Source organism: Snodgrassella sp. CS2, from assembly GCF_050310315.1.
GTDB lineage: Bacteria > Pseudomonadota > Gammaproteobacteria > Burkholderiales > Neisseriaceae > Snodgrassella > Snodgrassella alvi_E.
Genome location: NZ_JBNPBA010000010.1, coordinates 18,775 through 39,021 on the forward strand (window position 1 = coordinate 18,775; position 20,247 = coordinate 39,021).

Sequence of the window (20,247 nt, forward strand, 5' to 3'; positions counted from 1 at the left end):
CATGCCCAATGACACAACTGGAAATTATGACTGAAATTATTATTGAAACCCATCCACTAGCACCGTTTCTGCCAGCCAATGCAAAGCTTCTAATGTTGGGGTCCTTTCCGCCACCGGCCACACGTTGGAAAATGGATTTTTACTATCCGAATCTGCAAAATGATATGTGGCGCATATTCGGGCTGGTGTTTTTTCAGAATAAAAATTATTTTCTTAGTAATGATCTAAAAGGCTTCAATGAGCCTTTAATTCGCGCTTTTCTTAACCAACGTGGCATTGCCATCAACGATACAGCCTATCAAATCAAGCGCCTGCAAAACAATGCGGCGGATAAATTTCTCGAAGTGGTAACACCAGTAGATTTAGCGACATTACTGGTACAGATTCCAGACTGTCGGCACATAATGACCACAGGCGACAAAGCCACCACCACTTTATTGCAACTGCTCCCGGCAGGAACTCCGGTACCAACTATCGGCCATCCCAGTGAAACCATACTAAACGGACGGCAGCTAACCCTTTCCAGACTGCCTTCTTCTTCGCGAGCTTATCCACTCGCACTTGAGCGCAAAGCACAGGTTTATCAAGATTATTTTACTAACATCGGTTTATTAAACTGATTTTTAATTTTCGGGAAAATATTAATGCATATTCTTATTTTCGGTGCCAGCGGCGGCGTGGGCAAAGCTTTGGTCGAACAGGCACTGGCAAACGGTGATGAAGTGACAGCAGCAGTACGTTCGCAGAAAAAACTTAATATCCAACACCCTAAATTACATATTCGTCTTTGTGACGTGTTTGAGAAAGCCAATGTGGCAGCATTGTTTACAAACAACAGCCATTACGACGCAGTGGCCTCGGCGCTTAACACCAACCAAGGCATAAAGCCAGGCAATGATTTAGAACGTATGCTGAGCAATATCACCCCACAAATGCAACAGCATGGCATTAAACGCATCGTTTATTGTGCCTCCGCCGGCGTAGACAATGAACTAGAAGGTGAACGTGGACAGGCCGCAATGGAGTTTTTACGCCATCCGCTGGCTGACCATCGTGCCTCCATAGCGCAAATTCAGGCAGCCGGTTTAGATGCAACCATCGTACGCCCACTTGGCCTAACTCACGATACCCTTACCGGAAAATATACTGAGGCAGCACAGGGCATACCAGCAGGCAGTGGCCGCATAGCCCGTGCCGATGTGGCGCACTTCATGCTAAAGGCGTTACATGATGATGCCTATATCGGCCAGTCTGTCGCTTTGTCTGGCGTATGAATACAAAAACTACTGCCAGAGTCAAGCTCTGGCAGTAGTTTTATTTTAATCAATTGTCTGCCACAACAGATAATCGGATTTTTATTTGTGAATTTTTTGGTAAAACGACGCTTCACCCTCGGGGCGGGTTTTAAATCGTTTATGCAGCCAGTAATACTGTGGCGGCTGCTCTCGTACTCGTGCTTCGATAAAATCATTCATTCGTTGCGTATCGGCCACTATATCTTTACTGGGGAAATTATCCCATTGAGGATAAAACCGTAAGGTAACCTTGCCATCTGATTCCCGTGTCGGAATTGCTGGAACCACTTTAGCATTGGTTAAAGCAGCGATACGGCTCAGCCCAGCAATCGTCGCTGTGGGAATACCGAAAAAGTTTACAAAAATCGATTCTCTTCGTCCGAAATCCTGATCGGGCAAATATAAAAACGGTGCACTACTGCTTTTGATTTTTTTAATAATCGCACGCAGTCCTTCAGTGCGCCCTATCAGAAACACATTATTATAGCGATGGCGTCCCTTGAGAATCTGCTCATCCATCTGTTTATTTTTCTGATGTGAATACACACTGATTAAAGGCACATCTTGGTTTAGCGCATACACCGCCGCTTCAAACGCAGTAAAGTGCGGATAGAGTAAAATTACTTTTTCACCGGCGGCCAGCGCTTCATCAAGATAATGTTTGTCTTGATAGCGCACCAATTTTTTTAAACGCGCGGCATCACCATACCAGTACAGCCCGTATTCCAGCAGCAGCATAGACATATGATAGAAATGTTCGCGTAATACTTTACGTCGCTGCTGTTCCGTCCATTCGGGAAAACAATGGCGCAGATTAATCAAACCAATTCGCCGCCGTGGAGCAACTGCATAATAACTCAGCCAGCCCACACAGCGTGCCAGCGCATGAATCGCCCCTAATGGCAGCAACTGCAGCATATATAAAAAAGCAAAAGCCAGTTTCATCATCATTACAATATTACCTACTGGTTATTTTCAACCAGTCCAGCATTAAACGCCGTCTATTGTACACAAGCTGCTGTCAATTTACATTCACAGTTGTATCTAAGCCCTTTTTCTTATCACTCACAGCAAAACAAAACCGGTTCATAAAAACACGGCCTGTATCGCAAATACACAGGCCGTATCAGATAACTTAAACTAACTTAATGAGCTCCGCCACCTCCGCCACTGCCAAATGGCGGTTTAGCAAACCACACCAGCACAATCAGAACTAAAAATGTCATGCCATACAGCCAGAATAAATCATTGGCACCCATAATATGCGACTGCTGACCAATAGTCTGCTCGATTGAGCCTAATGGCTGTATTCCACTCATACCCAGCTGATTCATCCCCTGAATCGACTCATTCATAGTACTGTTATAAGGATGAATGTTCTCCACCAATTGTGTATGGTGTAATGCTTCGCGTTTATCCCACAATACATTAACCATCGACGTACCAATACCGCCGGCTAAAATTCGCACAAAATTAGAAATACTGGAAGCACTGGCAATCTGCGAACCAGACATATTCGACAGCGTGATTTGGGTTAACGGCATAAAGAACATCGCCATTCCAATACCCTGCACAAACTGCGGCCAGAATACATCCATAAAACTCATACCGGCATTAAAATTAGTCCGCCAAAAGAAACAGATGGCGTAAACGGTGAAACTGATGGTCACCAATACCCGCATATCCAGCCGGTTGCCAAACTTACCAATTAGCGGCGACAGCAATACTGGGAAGATACCAATCGGTGCCGTTGCCAGCCCTGCCCATGTTGCAGTATATCCTAGCTGCATCTGCAACAGCATCGGCAATAGCACAATCGCCCCCATATACGTCATATAGGCAGTACTGAGCGTAATCACCCCTACAGTAAAATTACGGTCCTTAAACAAGCGCAAGTCCACAATTGGATACTTTGCATACCATTCCCAGATAATAAAGTAGCTCAGGCACACTACTGCGATTACCGCTAGCGTAATGATTTCATTGGATGAAAACCAGTCTAGCTCATGACCACGGTCAAGCATCATCTGCAATGCACCCACACCGACTACCATTAGCGACAGACCCATACGGTCAATAGGCTGGTGCTCAGTTTCGGTTTCACGTTTTTTAAGCATCTGCCAAGAAATACCGGCAGCCACCAAACCAATTGGTACATTAATAAAGAAAATCCAGCCCCAATGCCAGTTGTCACTGATGATACCGCCTAGAATCGGCCCAAAAATCGGTGCCACAATAATCACCATCGACCACATCGCCAACGCCATTGGGCGTTTTTCCGGTGGATAGGCAGCCATCAGCAGACTTTGTGACAACGGAATCATCGGCCCAGCCACAGCACCCTGCACCACGCGGAAAAACACCAGCAAGGCCAGACTAGGCGCAATACCACATAAAAAAGAGGCAAGCACAAACGACAGTGTCGCCACCACAAATACTTTTACTTCGCCAAAGCGTCGTGCCAGCCAGCCTGTGAGTGGTACCGAAATAGCATTGGCCACGGCAAACGCCGTAATTACCCACGTACCCTGACTATTGGCTGCACCCAAATTACCAGTAATGGTGGGCAAAGCCACATTGGCGATAGTGGAATCCAGTACCTGCATAAATACGGCTAGTGACAGCGCCACCGTAACCAGAGCAAGAGCCGGACCTTTCAAGGGAGAATGCGTCATTCAAGCAAAGCCTTAATACAAAAACCTTCTCGGTGTAGCGTCAGCTCATTTCATGCCTCAGAGCACAAATATTCCTACTCACCAGAGAAAGCTTCTGAAATTAGAATAAAATCAAGCCAAATCACCATCGCGGCAACCGCCACTGGCAAGAGAACAATCACCCTGCGCCAGCAGCAATCGAATAATAATTAGGCAGAACAGAATTAGGGCGCGTACTGGGCAAAAATTTGCTCTATCATATTATTGATTGGCGTCCAATCAATCGCAGCCATATTGCCATTAGTAGGAATCGCCGTAGCAGCAGTTAAATCCTGACCATCCTGATTACGCGTATTTACTTCTACATCCATAGACAGACCTACCCGCAACGGATGCGCAGCCAACTCTTTAGGATCCAGCGCAATCCGCACCGGCACACGTTGTACAACTTTAATCCAGTTACCAGTCGCATTCTGTGCCGGCAACAGTGAAAACGCAGCACCAGTACCGGCAGACAGACCAGCCACCTTACCGTGATAAGTCACTTTACTGCCATATACATCCGCTTTAATTTCCACCGGCTGACCAATACGTATTTTCGCCAGCTGGCTTTCCTTAAAGTTCGCATCTACCCAGACATTATTCAGTGGCACCACCGCCATCAGCGCTGCACCAGTTGCCACTTTCTGGCCTACCTGCACATTGCGTTTCGCTACCTGTCCATCCACCGGAGCCTTGATTTGGGTACGCTGTAGATCCAGCCATGCACTTTTCAGATGGCTAACCGCGGTCATCACAGCTGGCTGCTGACGCAACGGCACATTGTGGCCAAGCACAGCTTTAGCTGCATTTTCCTGCCCCTGCATGGCCTTCAGGTTTGCCTGCGCTTCCACTACCGCATCACGGGCATGACTTAATTCTTCCGCAGAAATTGCATCGGTACCAGCCAGACTCTGGCGCCGCTGTAAATCAGCTTGCAAACGTTTTAACTGGGCCTGTTGCGCCGCCACCTGTGCACTGGCCTGATGCGACTGAGCCGTCTGCTGCTTATTCTGACGAATCGCATTAATCAGCTCATCATGCGCCCGCTCAAACGCCAGCTGCATATCACTGTTATCCAACTCTACCAACACCTGGCCTGCCTTAACAGTCTGTGTATCATCCACGTTTACCTTTTGCACCGTGCCGGTAATTTGCGGCGTAATCTGCACCAGATGGCCATTCACATATGCATCATCAGTGGATTCCTCATGCTGCCATACCAGCAGATACATCAGCAGAAAGCCCAGCGCAATCAGCACAAATACCACCGTCAGCAACACCAGCTTACGCTTGCGTCCGGCGGGCACACGTTCTGACTGCGGTTGTACCGTTGGTTGAGAGGTAGTCACTGCCTCATTGGTTTGCTTTTGTTCACTCATACGTCAATAGCTCAAGAAAATAGGAAATTAACACTCAGTTACTGATTATTGCCACTTGCAGGAATTTTAAAACCACCACCAAGCGCAGCATGCAGGTTATTCCAGCTCTGTTGCCGCCACGCAGCGGTTTTTGCTAAATCTGCCTGAGCACTTAAAGCTGCATCCTCGCGTTGCAACTTGGTAAGCGCATTCTCCAGACCAGCTGCATGGCGTCTACTGCTGGATACAGCATTTTTCTGCGCCACTTGCCACGCCTGCTGCTGTAAAGGCAAGGCTTCAGAACTACGCTGATAGTCACTGACAGCATCGGCTGCCTGCTGCAAAGCCGTCAGCACCGTTTTATCGTATTGCGCCACCTGCTCATTGTAAGCAGAACGTTTACCAGCCAAAGCAGCCTGCAAACTGCCTGACGTAAATATTGGCAACGAAATAGCCGGCACAATACCCAGCATGCGTGAAGAAGAATGCACCAAGTCAAACGCATCAACATGCGCCAAACCTGCCAGTCCTTGAATTTCTATATTCGGATAAAACGCTGCTTGTGCCGCTTTAATTCCAAAATAATCCGATTGCAGTAAAGCTCGTTGCGCCGCAATATCCGGTCGCTGCCCCAGAATATCGGCATGTAAACCATTTACCGCCACTTCTGGCACTTTCCCCAGCGGCTGCGGTACCACCGCTGGCATCTGAGTAGGTGAAACACCTATCAGCGCAGCCATACTGTGCCGGGCACGCTCTATATCCGCCTGCGTCTGGCGCAAAGCGCTTTGCATAGCCAGTACATTTTGCGACACAGCATATTCATCACTTGCTGGTTGAAGACCAGCACGAATCCGATTCGCCACCAGTTTCTGCAACGCTTGATTCACCGAAATACGCTTTTGCAACACATTAGCCTGCTCCTGCAACAATTGCCATTGCGTATATTGCGACACAATACTTTGGCTTAGTAGCAACCGTGCCTGCTCTTGCTGATAAGCAGCAGCCACACGCGCACCTAGTGCTGACTTAATCAAATTACGCTGCTTACCCCAAAAATCAAAAGTATAATTAACTGCCAGCGCAGCCATTTCATTACTGAACACATGATTCGGGTCATCACCCGCTCTGTTTGAATCTGGTTTCGGATTTAGGTAAGCGGCCACACCATTAGCCTGCAAAGCTACCTGTACGCCAGCCTCCCCTTTGGCTCCACGCCATTGCGCTTCAGCCTCAGCAAAACGAGCAGCGGCCATGCGTAAATCCGGTGCACTGGCTAGCCCCATATCCATCAACTGGTTCAGCAACGGCTGATTCAGACCAAGCCACCAGCTCTGCTTTGACTGTATGGTTTGACCGGCTGGCAAATGCAGCTGGGCTGCATCCTGCGGGCTTTGTAACTCAGGCTGGCGGCCAAAATTGGCACAGGCAGACAACAACAGCAAAGCCAGTGGGCTGACAAGAGATAACTGACGCAATCGGCGCGCAGATACAGTTAATTTCATGCAAATCTCAGCAAAAAGTTAAGCAGCAGTTAATAACTTTGTTAAAAGCTGCTGCAATTGTTCATATTCTGGTTCACTCAGGGCTGACCATACCCTCCGGTGCACCTCATTGGTTTCCGGACTGACACGTTGAATCAAATCCTCACCGGCCTTAGTTAATTTCAGCGTAATTTTGCGCCGATCTAAAGGATGAGTTGAACGAGTAGCCCAGCCATTTACAACCAGATCATCAGATAAACGCGTAGCACTAGTACGGGTGAGATTAAGAATATTGCTTAGTTCCGAAGGTAAAATCTCATGATTTGGCCGCGCATACACAGCCAGCAGCGCATGCCACAAGCTTTCGGACAAATGGTGTTTATGCAAACGCTCATTCAGCTGATTGTGAATCGTTGCATGCACCAAACGCACCAGACGGCTTAGCATTACCAGCTGAACATTCATGCTCGGCATTTTCACTGCCAGCACCCCCAAAGTAGCTTCCAGTTCGGCAGCAGGAAGAGAAAAACCCATTTCAGAGCACCTCAAAGTCCATAAAATAAGCCATTATAATAAATTTATCTCTTATTATAAATGGAGCTTATAGTTTGGCAGAGAATATTCCAACCCCAAAATAGTTACTAAAGCATCAAAATTTTAAAATTTTTTGCTTATCAATCTGCATGCTACAAAATTAATTTACACCACCCATCCCATACCAACGTTATTTTCCGTTACATCAGCATAATCAGTAGCTCAACAAACTGAACCACCAGACAACACTAGCAAAAACCATCTGCCGTCAGCTGTATCGTTGCAGAAAAGAAACATCAAGCTATTCAACCACACCAAACAGCAGCCCGAATAAAATTATCCAATTCGCAAATGCAACTTATTAATAAACCGCTACAGACATCAATCGGATAAGTGTTTCCTAAACAAAATAAAAAACAATCACCCCAAACCACCCTAAATCGTTAAGACCATAATTATATTTAATAACAGATTAAATATTTAGAGTTTTTGAAATTTTTTACGCCGTATTAACCAGATACCGGCTTTTTCTGGCTAGTGTCAACAACCTTTCACACCAGTCGGCAACAAAATTGCACCATACACTATGTACAAAACTCTCGTTTTCTTAGCAAACCAACCACCAATACGCACACAAACTGTCACTTCAGCTCATTTCACGACCAATCGTCAGCCTGCTTTAAGCATTATTTTTCTCTTTTATACAAATATCCTTATCAGCTGCATACAATAAAAAACAGGCTGCTTAAAAGCAACCTGTTTGTATCAACCCATCTAAATCAGATACCCGCAGCCTCACGCAGCAACTGAGCTTTATCCGTACGCTCCCAAGTAAATTCCGGCTCTTCACGTCCAAAATGGCCATATGCTGCTGTTTTAGCATAAATAGGGCGCTGTAAATCCAGCATTTTAATAATTCCTTTCGGACGCAAATCAAAATGCTGTTGCACAATCTCAATAAGCCGACTTTCCTCAATCTTACCGGTACCGAAAGTATCGATTGCAATCGAAGTCGGCTGCGCAATACCGATAGCATAGGAAATCTGAATTTGACACTGGCTAGCCAGACCGGCAGCCACAATATTTTTCGCCACATAACGGCAAGCATAAGCAGCAGAACGGTCTACCTTGGTGGGATCCTTACCCGAAAATGCACCACCTCCATGCGGCGCTGCACCGCCGTATGTGTCCACAATAATTTTGCGTCCAGTTAATCCACAGTCGCCCTGCGGCCCACCAATCACAAAACGTCCGGTCGGATTAATCAGATACTGAGTATCTTCAGTTAGCATTTCAGCAGGTAATACCGGCTTAATAATCAGTTCCTTCACCGCCTCAACCAGTTCTTCACGCCCGATTTCGGGATCATGCTGCGTAGACAGCACCACCGTATCAATGCGCTTCACCTTACCGGTTTCACTATCATATACACAAGTCAGCTGCGCCTTTGCATCCGGACGGAGCCACGGCAGTTCACCGCTTTTACGTACTTCACTCTGGCGCTGCATGAGACGATGCGCATAATAAATCGCAAACGGCATCAGCGTCGGGGTTTCATCACAGGCATAACCAAACATCAGCCCCTGATCACCGGCACCCATATCCAGATCCAACCCCTCACCCTCATTCACACCCTGCGCAATGTCAGGCGACTGTTCGTCATAACAAACCATGACCGCACAGCCACTGGCATCAAAACCCAGCTCGGATGAGTTATAACCGATACGCTTAATCGTATCGCGGGCAACTTGTATATAATTAATATGTGCGCGTGTGGACACTTCGCCGGCCAACACACACAAACCGGTATTAACCAACGTTTCAGCAGCTACGCGCGCTGAAGGATCCTGCGTCAGGATAGCGTCTAAAATAGAATCGGATATCTGGTCGGCAACTTTATCCGGATGTCCTTCCGAAACCGACTCAGAAGTAAACAGAAATTCACTCATAATTGGCGGATACTTTCTGATGCTAATATTGCTTTATGGGCAGTTATAGATGCTTTTGTTACAATGTCGCCCAAATTTTGATTTGAGATACAGAACAGATGCAAAAGCTGGTTTATTTCGTATTTTCCTTATTGGCGTTAATCCCCTTGCCAGTTTTACAGGGCATCGGCTCAATACTGGGGCGCCTTGGCTTTTACTTCGCCACCAGTGAACGTGAACGCACAACCAAAAATCTGCATTTTAGCAAAATTGCTGCCAACGACCAACAAGCAGAAAAACTAGTCAAATCCATTTTTGCTGAAACTGCCAAGAGCGGATTAGAGCTGTCCATCGCATGGACCCGCTCCAGCAACCACATCGTATCCTTGTTCAAAGAAGTGCACGGCTGGAAACACATTGAAGAAGCCATTGCAAATAAACACGGGCTGCTCCTTATTACCCCGCATCTAGGCAATTACGACCTTGCCGGCCGCTACTTGAGCGAAAAACTACCATTCCCTCTCACTGCCATGTACCGGCCACCCAAAATAAGCTGGCTGGAAAGCGTCATGAATAACGGCCGCGTGCGTGACAACGGCTACACCGCACCAGCCAACATGCAAGGCGTTAAACAAGTAGTACGGGCATTAAAAAACAAAGAAGCCACCATCATCTTGCCTGATCAGGTGCCTGGAGAAGGTGAAGGCGTCTGGGCCAACTTTTTTGACCGGCCAGCCTATACCATGACACTGGCTTCACGGCTTGCCATCATGCCTAATGTAACAGCCCTATTCTTTTGCGGCGAACGCCTACCTTATGGCCGCGGCTTTGCCCTGCACATCGCCCCACTTACTGGCACACTCACCGGCAACAGAGAACATGATGCACAAATCATCAATAACAATGTCGAAGAGTGGGTTAAACGTTTTCCCAGCCAATACCTATTTGGCTACAATCGTTACAAAAAACGCAAGAACATACCTCTTCCCTAGGTAAATTTATTTATATAAATAAATTTTAAAAACTGATATAGCTTATTGTTGACCTAAAAAATAATGACAATTACATTATTGATTGAGTAAAAATTCTACTTTATCCCCTTTTTTCTTAGAATAACGTTCAAATAATCCTGAATATAAATATGCTTTAAACACCTTTAATTATCAATAAGCTTTATACAATGGCACTTTTAGCAGTAATATTCTTTCTTAAATAAATCAATATTGAATAGATACAGACATAGCTTAAAAATACTGCTTGTCCAGCATATGTTTACGATTATTATTATAGAAATAAAATATTTTATTAATTTACTGAACAACAATAATACTCAAGTTATAGCAATATTTTAATCTTAGTAACAATGGTATAAAAATTAAATGAATTACAAATATATTGATAGGATTTCATACATCACATATATCTGCAAAACATAAGCAAATATAAATTATTCAGAGAATGACATTAAAGCTAAATTATTTAATTTTAATGAATTAATACCGCCCAAAAATATAGATATAGTATTACATTTATATATAGTTATTCTAAGAAAATTATAAAATCACAATCTTATATATTATAAAAAGCATTCACAAAAATCTAAAATTAATATTCTAATCTAATGACGCTAATATATGCGAAATGAAAACTAAATTGATAGATATATTTTAGCTCACATTATAAAACCTCAAAAATATCTATCACCTCATTACTGTGATTTTCTGTTGTGGATTAATTTTCTATCATCCTTGTGATAAACAAAATTATTTTTGATGGAAAGAATTTAAATCTATATAGGGTATAGTTTCAGTCACAATTTCGTAGCTTTACTAACTGCGCATTTACCCATGATCGTTATTTGCATAGCATTTCACCTAAAAGAAAAACGCATACTTTCATTCCGCAAATTGAAAGTATTTCTGAAAATACTGAATTAATATTGTCAATAAGAGAGATTCACTTTAAATCATGAACAAAATACCCATCGGTCTGTATAAGAGCAAAATAACCCTAATCAAAATAACCTCTAAAATTATTATAATGTAATATACACAATCGAATTAGAACATTAAAAAGCATAATACTCAGCATATAAGGTTATCACCAAGATTTTTTAATACTACTTACTCTCTTCGTATTCAACCCAACCTACTAGCCAATCAATCGACAATCCACTAGCACAGTATCGAAATCCACATAAAGCCGCTTTACTCAGTCAACAAAGGAAATATAATATATTCTCAAGCAGTATACTTATCATCACCTGCAACTTACGCCATTGTGTCAGTCAACTGTCTACTCTAAATAGTGCCTTACGTAATCATTAATTACTAATTAAATTTAAACAAAAAAAAAGAGCCATCCGGCTCTTTTTTTGTATTTGTAAACTGTGTTGGCAGTGGCAATACAGATTAACGTTTTGAGAACTGTTTCGCACGGCGTGCTTTGCGCAGACCGAATTTTTTACGTTCAACTTCACGTGCATCACGAGTAACCAGACCAGCAGCAGACAGAGTTGGTTTCAGCGCTGCATCGTAGTCAATCAATGCACGGGTAATACCGTGACGAATCGCACCAGACTGGCCGGTTTCACCGCCGCCTACAACGTTTACTTTAATGTCGAAAGATTCTAGATTTTCGGTCAACACTAATGGCTGACGTACAATCATGCGGCCGGTTTCACGACCAAAGAATTCATCCAGCGGACGGCCATTCACAATAATCTGACCGCTACCTTTTTGCAGGAAAACACGAGCCACTGAACTTTTGCGGCGACCCGTGCCGTAGTAATATTTACCGTTCATTGCGTGTCCTTAGATTTCCAAAACTTTAGGTTGTTGAGCAGCATGGCCATGTTCTGAAGTTGCATATACTTTCAGTTTTTTAATCATAGCGTAGCCCAACGGACCTTTAGGCAACATACCTTTAATGGCTTTTTCCAGCGCACGACCAGGGAACTGGTTTTGCATTTCTGCAAAAGTACGCTCGTAGATACCACCCGGGAAGCCTGAGTGGCGATAGTATTTTTTGTCAGTCTGTTTCTGACCAGTTACACGCAGTTTGTCAGCATTGATTACAATGATGTAATCGCCAGTATCAACATGTGGCGTGTATTCTGGCTTATGTTTGCCACGCAGACGGCGAGCGATTTCAGCAGCCAGACGACCCAGAACTTTGTCTTGAGCATCAACCACATACCAATCGCGCTTCACCTCATGCGGCTTAGCTGAAAAGGTTTTCATAGGAGCTAATCCAGATAAATATACGAAAGCTTCTAATATTAAAGATTAATCAAGTGATTGTCAATTGCTAAGCTTGGTCATACAACAATCTCTCTATCCTCAGCAACATAGGCAGGCTGTGCTTTTCACGCTTGTCAGCCTGTTTAACCAATGCGCCTGAAGGGCGGCAAACATGCCAGTAATTGCTTGCCATAGCGCGCTGTCAGAATACGGTTATCCAGAATAGTCACACGGCCATAATCTGTTTCGGTACGAATCAGCCGTCCAACGGCCTGTATCAGCTTAATACTAGCTTCAGGCACAGTGATTTCCATAAAAGGATTGCCGCCACGAGCTTCTATCCATTGATTACGGGTTTTTTCAATCGGATTATCCGGCATCGCAAAAGGTAACTTAGCAATGATCACCTGTACACACATTTCACCCGGTAAATCTAACCCTTCAGCAAAACTGTCGAGTCCAAATATAATGCTGGGTTTTCCATCGGTAATAGCCTGATGATGGCGCTGCAAGAGAACTTGCTTAGGTAGTTCTCCCTGCACCAGTAACAAAGGTAAATGGCTGTCGGGTAATTTCAATGCCACTTCTTGCATCTGCCGGCGGGAAGAAAACAGAACCAACGTTCCAATGGCTTCGTTTTCATTAATCAGTTTTGGAAGCCACTGTACAATTTCGCTGGTATGAGCAGCTGCATCTTTCGGACTGGCAGTCAGTGCAGGTATATATAGCTCCCCTTGCTCGGCAAAATGAAACGGGCTATCTAGTGCCAGCATAGTGGTATCAGTTAACCAATTTAGGCCAGTTTGTTTTAGCAGCAAATCAAAAGTACCCAACGAGCGTAACGTTGCCGAGGTCAGTAAAGCGCCTGCCGCACGTCGCCATAGACCACTGGCCAGTTTGCCAGCGCTGGTAATGGGAGAAGCATTAAAACTGTAATCAACTTTATCTTTACTCGTTCGGGTAATCCATTTAGCCAGTGGTGCTTCCCCTTCAACATTTTCAGTTGCGAGTAAATCCCAAACATCAACCACTTGCTCTATACGCGCCAGCAACATACCCAGATCACCGCTAAGCCGGTCAAGCAAACTGCTATCCTGATTTTTATCACGTCGTGCGGCCGATAAAGCCTCATTCAGACTATTGATGTGTTTAAGCAGCATGCGTGCGGCCAAAGCGGTATTATCAACCAATATTTTCAATGTAGCTGGGATGACGCCATCCGGCCACAACCAGCTACTTTCATCATGGCCATCTTGTGCCGCTAGGCTGGGTTCATCAGCCAAATGCATCATCCATTCCTGCAAATTTTCCTGCAAAGCGGAGGCTGCCTCTGTAGCCATTACAGCAAGTTCACTCTTATCGAGCACACCAGCTACCTTATCCACAACATTACCAGTGCGTTCTAAAAACCATAATGCTTGATTCAAGCTGTGTTCAGCCGCAAACTGCTGCAAAGCTTTGTGTGGCAAATGGTGCGCCTCATCTATACAATAAAAGCTATTGGAAGGTGATGGCAAAATAACCCCACCGCCCATACCGATATCAGCCAACAATAAATCATGGTTAGCCACCACCACATTTACAGTTTCCAGCGTTTCTCGCGCCAAAAAAAACGGACACTCCGGTCGATTGGGACACCCAGCTTTCAAACAGCCGTGGCGGTCATTGGTAACTTTCTGCCACAGACCATCATCAATCTGTTGCGGCCACGTATCTCGATCTCCATTAAAAGTACGGTCAGCAAACTGGTCGGCCATATCACGTAATACCGCCAGCTCCTCACTTTTAGGTTTCCGGTCCCACAACGCCTGCTGTGGTTCGAACCCTTGTAAACTATCCTGTGCGTTCAATTGGGTTAATTGATACAGTTTATAGGGACACAAATAGCGACCACGCCCTTTGGCGAGTGCAAAGCTGAGATTCAGACCACTGTGTCTGACCACAAAGGGTAAATCACGCCCTACCAGCTGCTCTTGTAAAGCCACAGTAGCACTGCTGACCACCAGAATTTTGCCGCGCGTCTGCGCCATAATCCCGCCGGCCAACAGGTAAGCCAGACTTTTGCCTACACCTGTAGGCCCCTCCACCACCACAATTGATTCTCCATTGCGCTGTGATGCTTCTCCACCATCCTCCTGCTGTTGAGTACGTGAAAATGCATTGGCAATCGCGGCCACCATCTCCCGCTGTGCCTGACGTGGCCGGAAATTAGGCAGACTTTTGGCGATATTCTGGTAATGTTCGCGTATCGCGTTTTTTTCTAAATCTGTGAGCATAACTAGTCAGACAAAAGCAAATGACATAAACACTTATTCTATTTAGTAGTAAAGTTATTTAAAATCAGTATATTCGCAACGTAATTCCAATTATATACTGATATTCCATATTAAATTTCAGCAGGTCCATCATGAACAAAATTATTTATCTTGTTATAACCTGTCTGGTAGCCACAGGCTTGATAGCCTGCTCCAAAACACAACAGGATAACGCATCCGCCGCAACGGCTACTAAAAAAGAACTCGTGTTCGGTGCATCCGCCATGCCCTACACCACCATATTTGAGCAAGGCGTTAAACCAATTCTGGAAAAACAGGGTTATAAAATTAAAACCTTGAATTTTTCCACGCTGGAAGTGAATAATCAATCTGTAAATAATGGACAGGTTGATTTCAATCTGGATCAGCATACTGCCTATCTGAATGTTTTCAACCGTGAAAAAGGCACACATCTATATCCGCTAGTGCATATTCCAACCGTACCAGCTGCCATTTATTCAAATAAATACACCTCCATCCAGCAGGCACCCAACGGTGCCAGCGTACTGATTCCAAGCGATCCGGCTAATACCTCACGTGCGTTACGTATTCTGACCGATAACCACTTAATTCAGTTAAAACCCAACACCAATCCAATACTCGCAACCACACGAGACATTGCCAGCAATCCTAAACTACTAAAAATCAAAGAAATTGATTCAGTTATGATTCCGCGCACATTAAATGAAGTGGACTTCGGGTTCGCCTCAGGGGGCATTGCCTATCAGTCCAAACTGGATCCGAAAAAAGCTGTTCTGCGTGAAAAGGTGATTCCGGAAATGGAAATGGTGGTCACCATCAATGAAAAAAACAAGGATACACAATGGGCAAAAGATTTAAAAGCAGCTTATCAGTCAGATGAATTTAAACAATTTATGCAGAAATACAATCAGAACCAAATGTGGGTAATGCCACAGGCTGAATAAGCTGCCTGATAATACTTCTTTTCTGAAGATAACCGGTAATACTTTACAAGTATTACCGGTTATCTATTTTATTGCTATTTGCCACGATACAGAATCGTAGCACCATTTTTTATCAGCCTGAAGGCAAATTCAATTCTTAAAACAACATAACATTAAATTTAAATACATTTTATAATATAAAGATTACAAAACTTATCTGCACAAGCATGACTCTCTATAGCATCAAACCGGCTTTTCAAAAATTGCTACGTCCACTAATGTTTTGGCTGTACAGAAAAGGCATTACAGCCAACCACATTACACTAACTGCTATCGGCCTTTCAGTTTTAATAGGTGCCATCCTCGCTCTGTTTCCTTATCCAAAATTATTTTGGCTGTTGCCGATTACTTTGTTTATCCGCATGGCGTTAAATGCACTGGATGGTATGCTGGCACGCGAATGTAATCAACAAAGCCGGCTTGGTGCGGTATTAAACGAGCTTGGCGATGTATTATCTGATATTGCGTTGTATTTACCATTCATATTATTACCACACAGCAATACTGCCATCGTTCTCGTTATGCTGTTCTGTGCAGCCTTAACTGAATTCAGTGGCATTCTCGCGCAAACCATTAACGGCATTCGCAGCTATGCTGGCCCGATGGGAAAAAGTGACCGTGCGCTGATTTTTGGTAGCTGGTCTTTACTGATAGCTATCTGGCCAAATTTAACCATTTGGAATAACTTTATCTGGTGTGCCTCTATCCTCTTATTGATTTGGACTTGCATTAACCGTTGTCGCAGCGCCATACACGGAGGCCGTTAATATGCTGCTACAAAAATCCCTATTGGTTATCTTCAGCCTTTTACTGTTGGCAACGATAATCAACGGATTACTAGTTTGCCTGCAAAAAAATAAAGATTGGCACGAACTCACCCTGCGTATCCGCACATGGTGGGTAATTGTTATTTTGTTTTCACTAGCACTGATCAGCCCCTGCTGGCTTGGATTAAGTTTTTTTGCTTTAGTGAGCTTTATAGCTTTAAAAGAATATTTAACTTTGGTTCCCGCCCGCCATGCAGACAGAATGCCCATATTATGGATGTTTATTACCATTCCGATTAACTACTGGTTAATCGGTATCGACTGGTACGGATTGTTTATCGTATTCATACCAGTATATATGTTTCTATTCTTACCAGCTCGTATGGTTATTGCTGGCGATACCAGACAATTTTTGCGTACCGTTTCTCAGCTGCAATGGGGGTTAATGACGACAGTATTTGCTTTCAGCCATGTTGCCTGTCTGCTGGTATTACCCAATGATAAGCTGCAGACTGGAGCTTTATTAGTTCTGTTTCTCGTTGGACTGACAGAATTCAACGATATTACCCAATATCTATGGGGTAAATCACTTGGGAAAATCAAAATCACCCCAAAAGTTAGTCCGAACAAAACACTGGCCGGTTTGGTTGGCGGCATAGGTAGCACCACTATAGCAGCCATGTTATTAGGCCCTATACTGACACCTTTGAACTGGAGTATGGCCATACTGGCCGGATTGATTATCAGTGTCAGTGGCTTTTGTGGAGACATTGTGATGTCAGCCATCAAACGTGATATCGGTATCAAAGACAGTGGCACACTACTACCTGGGCACGGCGGCATTCTTGACCGCCTTGATTCATTGATATTTACGGCACCAGTATTTTTTCATTTTGTCCGATACTTTTACTACTAAGCCATGCTGAAATCATTACTCAAACCATTATTTGCCTTATGCATCGTATGGCCAGTTATGCGTTTATGGCTGGGTTTACGTATCCACCAGCACCAGAATCTGCCTAAACAAGGGCCGGCTATTCTCGTTGCCAATCATAATAGCCACATGGATGTGTTTGCATTAATGTCACTGTATTCTCCCATGCAACAGCGTCAGATTCATCCAGCTGCAGCAGCAGATTACTTTCTCAGCAATAAATGGATGGCATGGTTTGCGCTCAATGTCCTGAATATTATTCCGGTTACACGCCAGAATAACGGTCAGGGTAATCCCTTGCAAGGCTGTGAAGAAGCCTTACGCAAAAACAAAATTCTGATTTTATTTCCAGAAGGCTCCCGTGGTGAACCTGGCAAAATGCAGCCATTAAAATCAGGTTTATGGTATTTAAGTGCCACCATGCCTGACGTACCAATTATTCCGGTATGGTTGCAAGGCACTGAACAGATTATGGCAAAAGGAAATCGCATTCCCTTGCCGCTGTTTATCGATGTCAATATCGGCACACCAATGTATTTCCAGCCTGACAAAGAACAATTTAAAACAGAGCTATTAAACCATTTATTAGCATTGCGTCCTCAATACAGCAAAAAAGATTTCGACGACTGAACAATATCAGGCCACAGAAGATAGCTGCTTAGGGTTTAAATAAAAAAGCTCACTTTCAAATCAGTGAGGTCTTAATTAGGAATATTTAAGTACACCAACATTCAAATCCACACTGGGTTTCGTGTAAACGATCTACATGAACATTCCTCCAACAGCAATTTACTACGCACATCCTGAAGCAATTTAACTGCTACCATAACGGATTTTGTGATGGCATCAATCACCCGTGGCACTCACTATCCAAAATGACTCTTTAGTTGCAAACTTGCCAGAATAGATTATGCATAATATGGTTTAGAGAGAAATAAAATTACTGGCCATCGAAGCAACTTCTTAAAAAATTATTAAATATTAATGAATGGAATATTTTAGTTTTTTATGGTTCTACCTCACATTCATAAACCAAAATGATAAATAATTTAGCAGACAGAAACCTGATAAATTATCTATTTTTTCCCCCTAAGAAAAATTAATCAATTTATGACCGTACGAATTCTTACAGAAAAATGATTTTCGCATGAAAACACAATTTTTTTCTTCTAAGCATTTATTCAACTGAAGTGGCAATTTTCTTATGCAAATCCTTATTTTTGTCGCTCCCCTTATATCCGAATTAAAGCAAGTTTTACTGCGACTCCAGACATGCTTTATATGCTTATAGACTTTTACTACGCTTATCACTGCCCAGTTTTACACCCAGGCATATAGAAAATTTCATACTAGGTTGCCAAGTTAATCAAAGCAATTATTCTTATCTTATAAATATTTATCTTCATTATGTACCGTTTCATGCTCCACCATTTTTTGTCACATCTATCCAAGCGTTATCATTTGGCATGAAGGTGCAATAAAACTGACTTACAGGAATGTTACAACACATTTATAAAATTGGTTTTATACTGAATTACTAAAAAAATCAGCAAGTTCAGAATACAATAAATCATTATTGATGATATAGCTGCCATGATCATGATCTGGCACAACTTTTAATTTGGAATGGGGCAAAGCTTCAGCAATTGAGCTAAATACCTCAGGATGATAAATATCATTTTCCGCCCCAATCACAAAAGCTGGCACAGTGACATCCTTCAGAGAAGATATATCAATATGTGGCTGCTCCAACATCATTTTATATAACGGATCACCTGTTTGTTCATAGTACTGCTGCATAAACTCAAAAGTTTCAGCATTAAAATCCGCAAGCGAAAGATTCACTCCCAATAATGCCATCTTGGAAATCACAGACTGATCGTATAGAGCAAGTAATAAAGAAATAATTGCACCATCACTAAAGCCAATAATATTAACCGGATCAATGGCCAAAGCCATAATCAATGCATAAATATCATCTGCCATCACTTTATAATCATAGATAGCAGTTTTTTCACTTAAACCATGATTACGGCTATCCACTGCATACACGGTATAATCATGGTGAAATTTTTGAATCAGTGGAGCAAAAATACTGTGATCTTCACCGTTCCCATGCAATAGTATTAAAGCCTCCCCACTTCCTGATTTTTTATAATTGATATTAATACCATTTACATTAATCATTAAGTTTGTTCCATTTTTCTGTTTTTATTTCAAATAATTATCTATTGATATTGAAATCAGTCAAATAATATCATCAATCATAGAAATACAAACCAATTATTATTTAGCAATACAACATCTGTCTTATCTGATATAAACTAAGGGTCATATTATTTATTGATTCATTTAAATGAGCCTGAACATAGTTTTATATCAACCTCAAATACCTGCCAATACAGGCAACATTGCCCGTACCTGTGCTGGTACTGGTACCAGCCTGCATTTAATTCACCCTCTTGGCTTTTCAACAGACGACCGTATGCTTAAACGTGCCGGTCTTGATTACTGGCCTTATGTCGATATTCATTATCATGACAGCCTAGAAGCTTTTATTGAAATGACCGAAGCGCAAGCCAATGCACAAGTGTATCTAATCGAAACGTATGGCACGCGTAATTACACAGGATTTGACTACAGCAACAGCAAGCAAGCAATCTATTTCCTCTTCGGCCGCGAAACCACCGGCCTGCCGCAGGAGTTCGCACAGGCCAGAGCAGATCACT

The 20,247-nt window shown here is 43.3% G+C and carries 18 protein-coding genes; 8 read left to right on the forward strand and 10 right to left on the reverse strand.

The genetic code is table 11. The annotated features are described in order from the left end of the window. Positions 1 to 8 precede the first annotated feature (8 nt). Positions 9 to 620 carry a uracil-DNA glycosylase family protein gene (locus ACQP6D_RS10280; RefSeq protein ID WP_427858125.1) on the forward strand — a complete coding sequence of 204 codons (612 nt, stop codon included), beginning with the start codon at positions 9 to 11 and terminating at the stop codon, positions 618 to 620. Between the two features lie 24 nt (positions 621 to 644). Then, positions 645 to 1,274, forward strand: a complete 630-nt coding sequence (locus tag ACQP6D_RS10285) for an NAD(P)-dependent oxidoreductase (protein ID WP_427858126.1) — start codon at positions 645 to 647, stop codon at positions 1,272 to 1,274. Positions 1,275 to 1,355: 81 nt separating this feature from the next. Here ACQP6D_RS10285 and ACQP6D_RS10290 read toward each other — a convergent pair whose 3' ends face one another. From ACQP6D_RS10290 to metK, 6 genes are all read right to left on the reverse strand, one after another. Next, entirely contained in the window at positions 1,356 to 2,240 is an 885-nt protein-coding gene (locus ACQP6D_RS10290) for a lipid A biosynthesis lauroyl acyltransferase (protein ID WP_367434521.1), read from the reverse strand. A gap of 200 nt (positions 2,241 to 2,440) precedes the next feature. After that, the gene (locus ACQP6D_RS10295; protein WP_267391974.1) at positions 2,441 to 3,970 is read right to left on the reverse strand and encodes a DHA2 family efflux MFS transporter permease subunit; all 1,530 of its coding nucleotides are present in this window, start codon (positions 3,968 to 3,970) and stop codon (positions 2,441 to 2,443) included. Positions 3,971 to 4,173: 203 nt separating this feature from the next. Continuing rightward, entirely contained in the window at positions 4,174 to 5,370 is a 1,197-nt protein-coding gene (locus ACQP6D_RS10300) for an efflux RND transporter periplasmic adaptor subunit (protein ID WP_370389608.1), read from the reverse strand. A gap of 38 nt (positions 5,371 to 5,408) precedes the next feature. Continuing rightward, positions 5,409 to 6,854: an efflux transporter outer membrane subunit gene (locus ACQP6D_RS10305; protein WP_427858127.1), complete on the reverse strand. Its 1,446-nt coding sequence runs from the start codon at positions 6,852 to 6,854 to the stop codon at positions 5,409 to 5,411. A gap of 18 nt (positions 6,855 to 6,872) precedes the next feature. Further along, positions 6,873 to 7,367: a MarR family winged helix-turn-helix transcriptional regulator gene (locus tag ACQP6D_RS10310; RefSeq protein WP_100140896.1), complete on the reverse strand. Its 495-nt coding sequence runs from the start codon at positions 7,365 to 7,367 to the stop codon at positions 6,873 to 6,875. 779 nt (positions 7,368 to 8,146) lie between these two features. Then, a complete protein-coding gene (metK, locus tag ACQP6D_RS10315; RefSeq protein ID WP_367428031.1) occupies positions 8,147 to 9,316 on the reverse strand; it encodes a methionine adenosyltransferase in 1,170 nt (389 codons plus the stop codon). Between the two features lie 98 nt (positions 9,317 to 9,414). Here metK and ACQP6D_RS10320 point away from each other — a divergent pair, with 98 nt between their 5' ends. Next, entirely contained in the window at positions 9,415 to 10,287 is an 873-nt protein-coding gene (locus ACQP6D_RS10320) for a lysophospholipid acyltransferase family protein (RefSeq protein WP_367577674.1), read from the forward strand. A gap of 1,419 nt (positions 10,288 to 11,706) precedes the next feature. Here ACQP6D_RS10320 and rpsI read toward each other — a convergent pair. The 3 genes from rpsI to dinG form a co-directional block, all read right to left on the reverse strand. Further along, positions 11,707 to 12,099, reverse strand: a complete 393-nt coding sequence (rpsI, locus tag ACQP6D_RS10325; protein WP_100140893.1) for a 30S ribosomal protein S9 — start codon at positions 12,097 to 12,099, stop codon at positions 11,707 to 11,709. Between the two features lie 9 nt (positions 12,100 to 12,108). After that, the gene (gene rplM, locus ACQP6D_RS10330; protein ID WP_367577673.1) at positions 12,109 to 12,537 is read right to left on the reverse strand and encodes a 50S ribosomal protein L13; all 429 of its coding nucleotides are present in this window, start codon (positions 12,535 to 12,537) and stop codon (positions 12,109 to 12,111) included. Positions 12,538 to 12,680: 143 nt separating this feature from the next. Further along, positions 12,681 to 14,813, reverse strand: a complete 2,133-nt coding sequence (gene dinG / locus ACQP6D_RS10335) for an ATP-dependent DNA helicase DinG (protein WP_427858128.1) — start codon at positions 14,811 to 14,813, stop codon at positions 12,681 to 12,683. Positions 14,814 to 14,944: 131 nt separating this feature from the next. Here dinG and ACQP6D_RS10340 point away from each other — a divergent pair, with 131 nt between their 5' ends. The 4 genes from ACQP6D_RS10340 (at position 14,945) to ACQP6D_RS10355 (ending at position 18,148) form a co-directional block, all read left to right on the forward strand. Beyond that, the gene (locus tag ACQP6D_RS10340; RefSeq protein WP_100140890.1) at positions 14,945 to 15,778 is read left to right on the forward strand and encodes a MetQ/NlpA family ABC transporter substrate-binding protein; all 834 of its coding nucleotides are present in this window, start codon (positions 14,945 to 14,947) and stop codon (positions 15,776 to 15,778) included. A gap of 206 nt (positions 15,779 to 15,984) precedes the next feature. Continuing rightward, positions 15,985 to 16,584, forward strand: a complete 600-nt coding sequence (locus tag ACQP6D_RS10345) for a CDP-alcohol phosphatidyltransferase family protein (protein WP_427858129.1) — start codon at positions 15,985 to 15,987, stop codon at positions 16,582 to 16,584. A 1-nt stretch (position 16,585) separates the two neighbouring features. After that, positions 16,586 to 17,500, forward strand: coding sequence for a phosphatidate cytidylyltransferase (locus tag ACQP6D_RS10350; RefSeq protein WP_427858130.1), 915 nt, complete (start codon positions 16,586 to 16,588; stop codon positions 17,498 to 17,500). A 3-nt stretch (positions 17,501 to 17,503) separates the two neighbouring features. Further along, positions 17,504 to 18,148 (forward strand): lysophospholipid acyltransferase family protein, encoded by a 645-nt coding sequence (locus tag ACQP6D_RS10355; protein ID WP_100151611.1) that lies wholly within the window; start codon positions 17,504 to 17,506, stop codon positions 18,146 to 18,148. 894 nt (positions 18,149 to 19,042) lie between these two features. Here the strand turns inward: ACQP6D_RS10355 and ACQP6D_RS10360 are convergent. Then, positions 19,043 to 19,705, reverse strand: coding sequence for an alpha/beta fold hydrolase (locus ACQP6D_RS10360; protein WP_427858131.1), 663 nt, complete (start codon positions 19,703 to 19,705; stop codon positions 19,043 to 19,045). A gap of 169 nt (positions 19,706 to 19,874) precedes the next feature. Here ACQP6D_RS10360 and ACQP6D_RS10365 point away from each other — a divergent pair. Continuing rightward, on the forward strand, positions 19,875 to 20,247 hold a 373-nt coding region (locus tag ACQP6D_RS10365), incomplete at its 3' end, for a tRNA (cytidine(34)-2'-O)-methyltransferase (protein ID WP_427858132.1).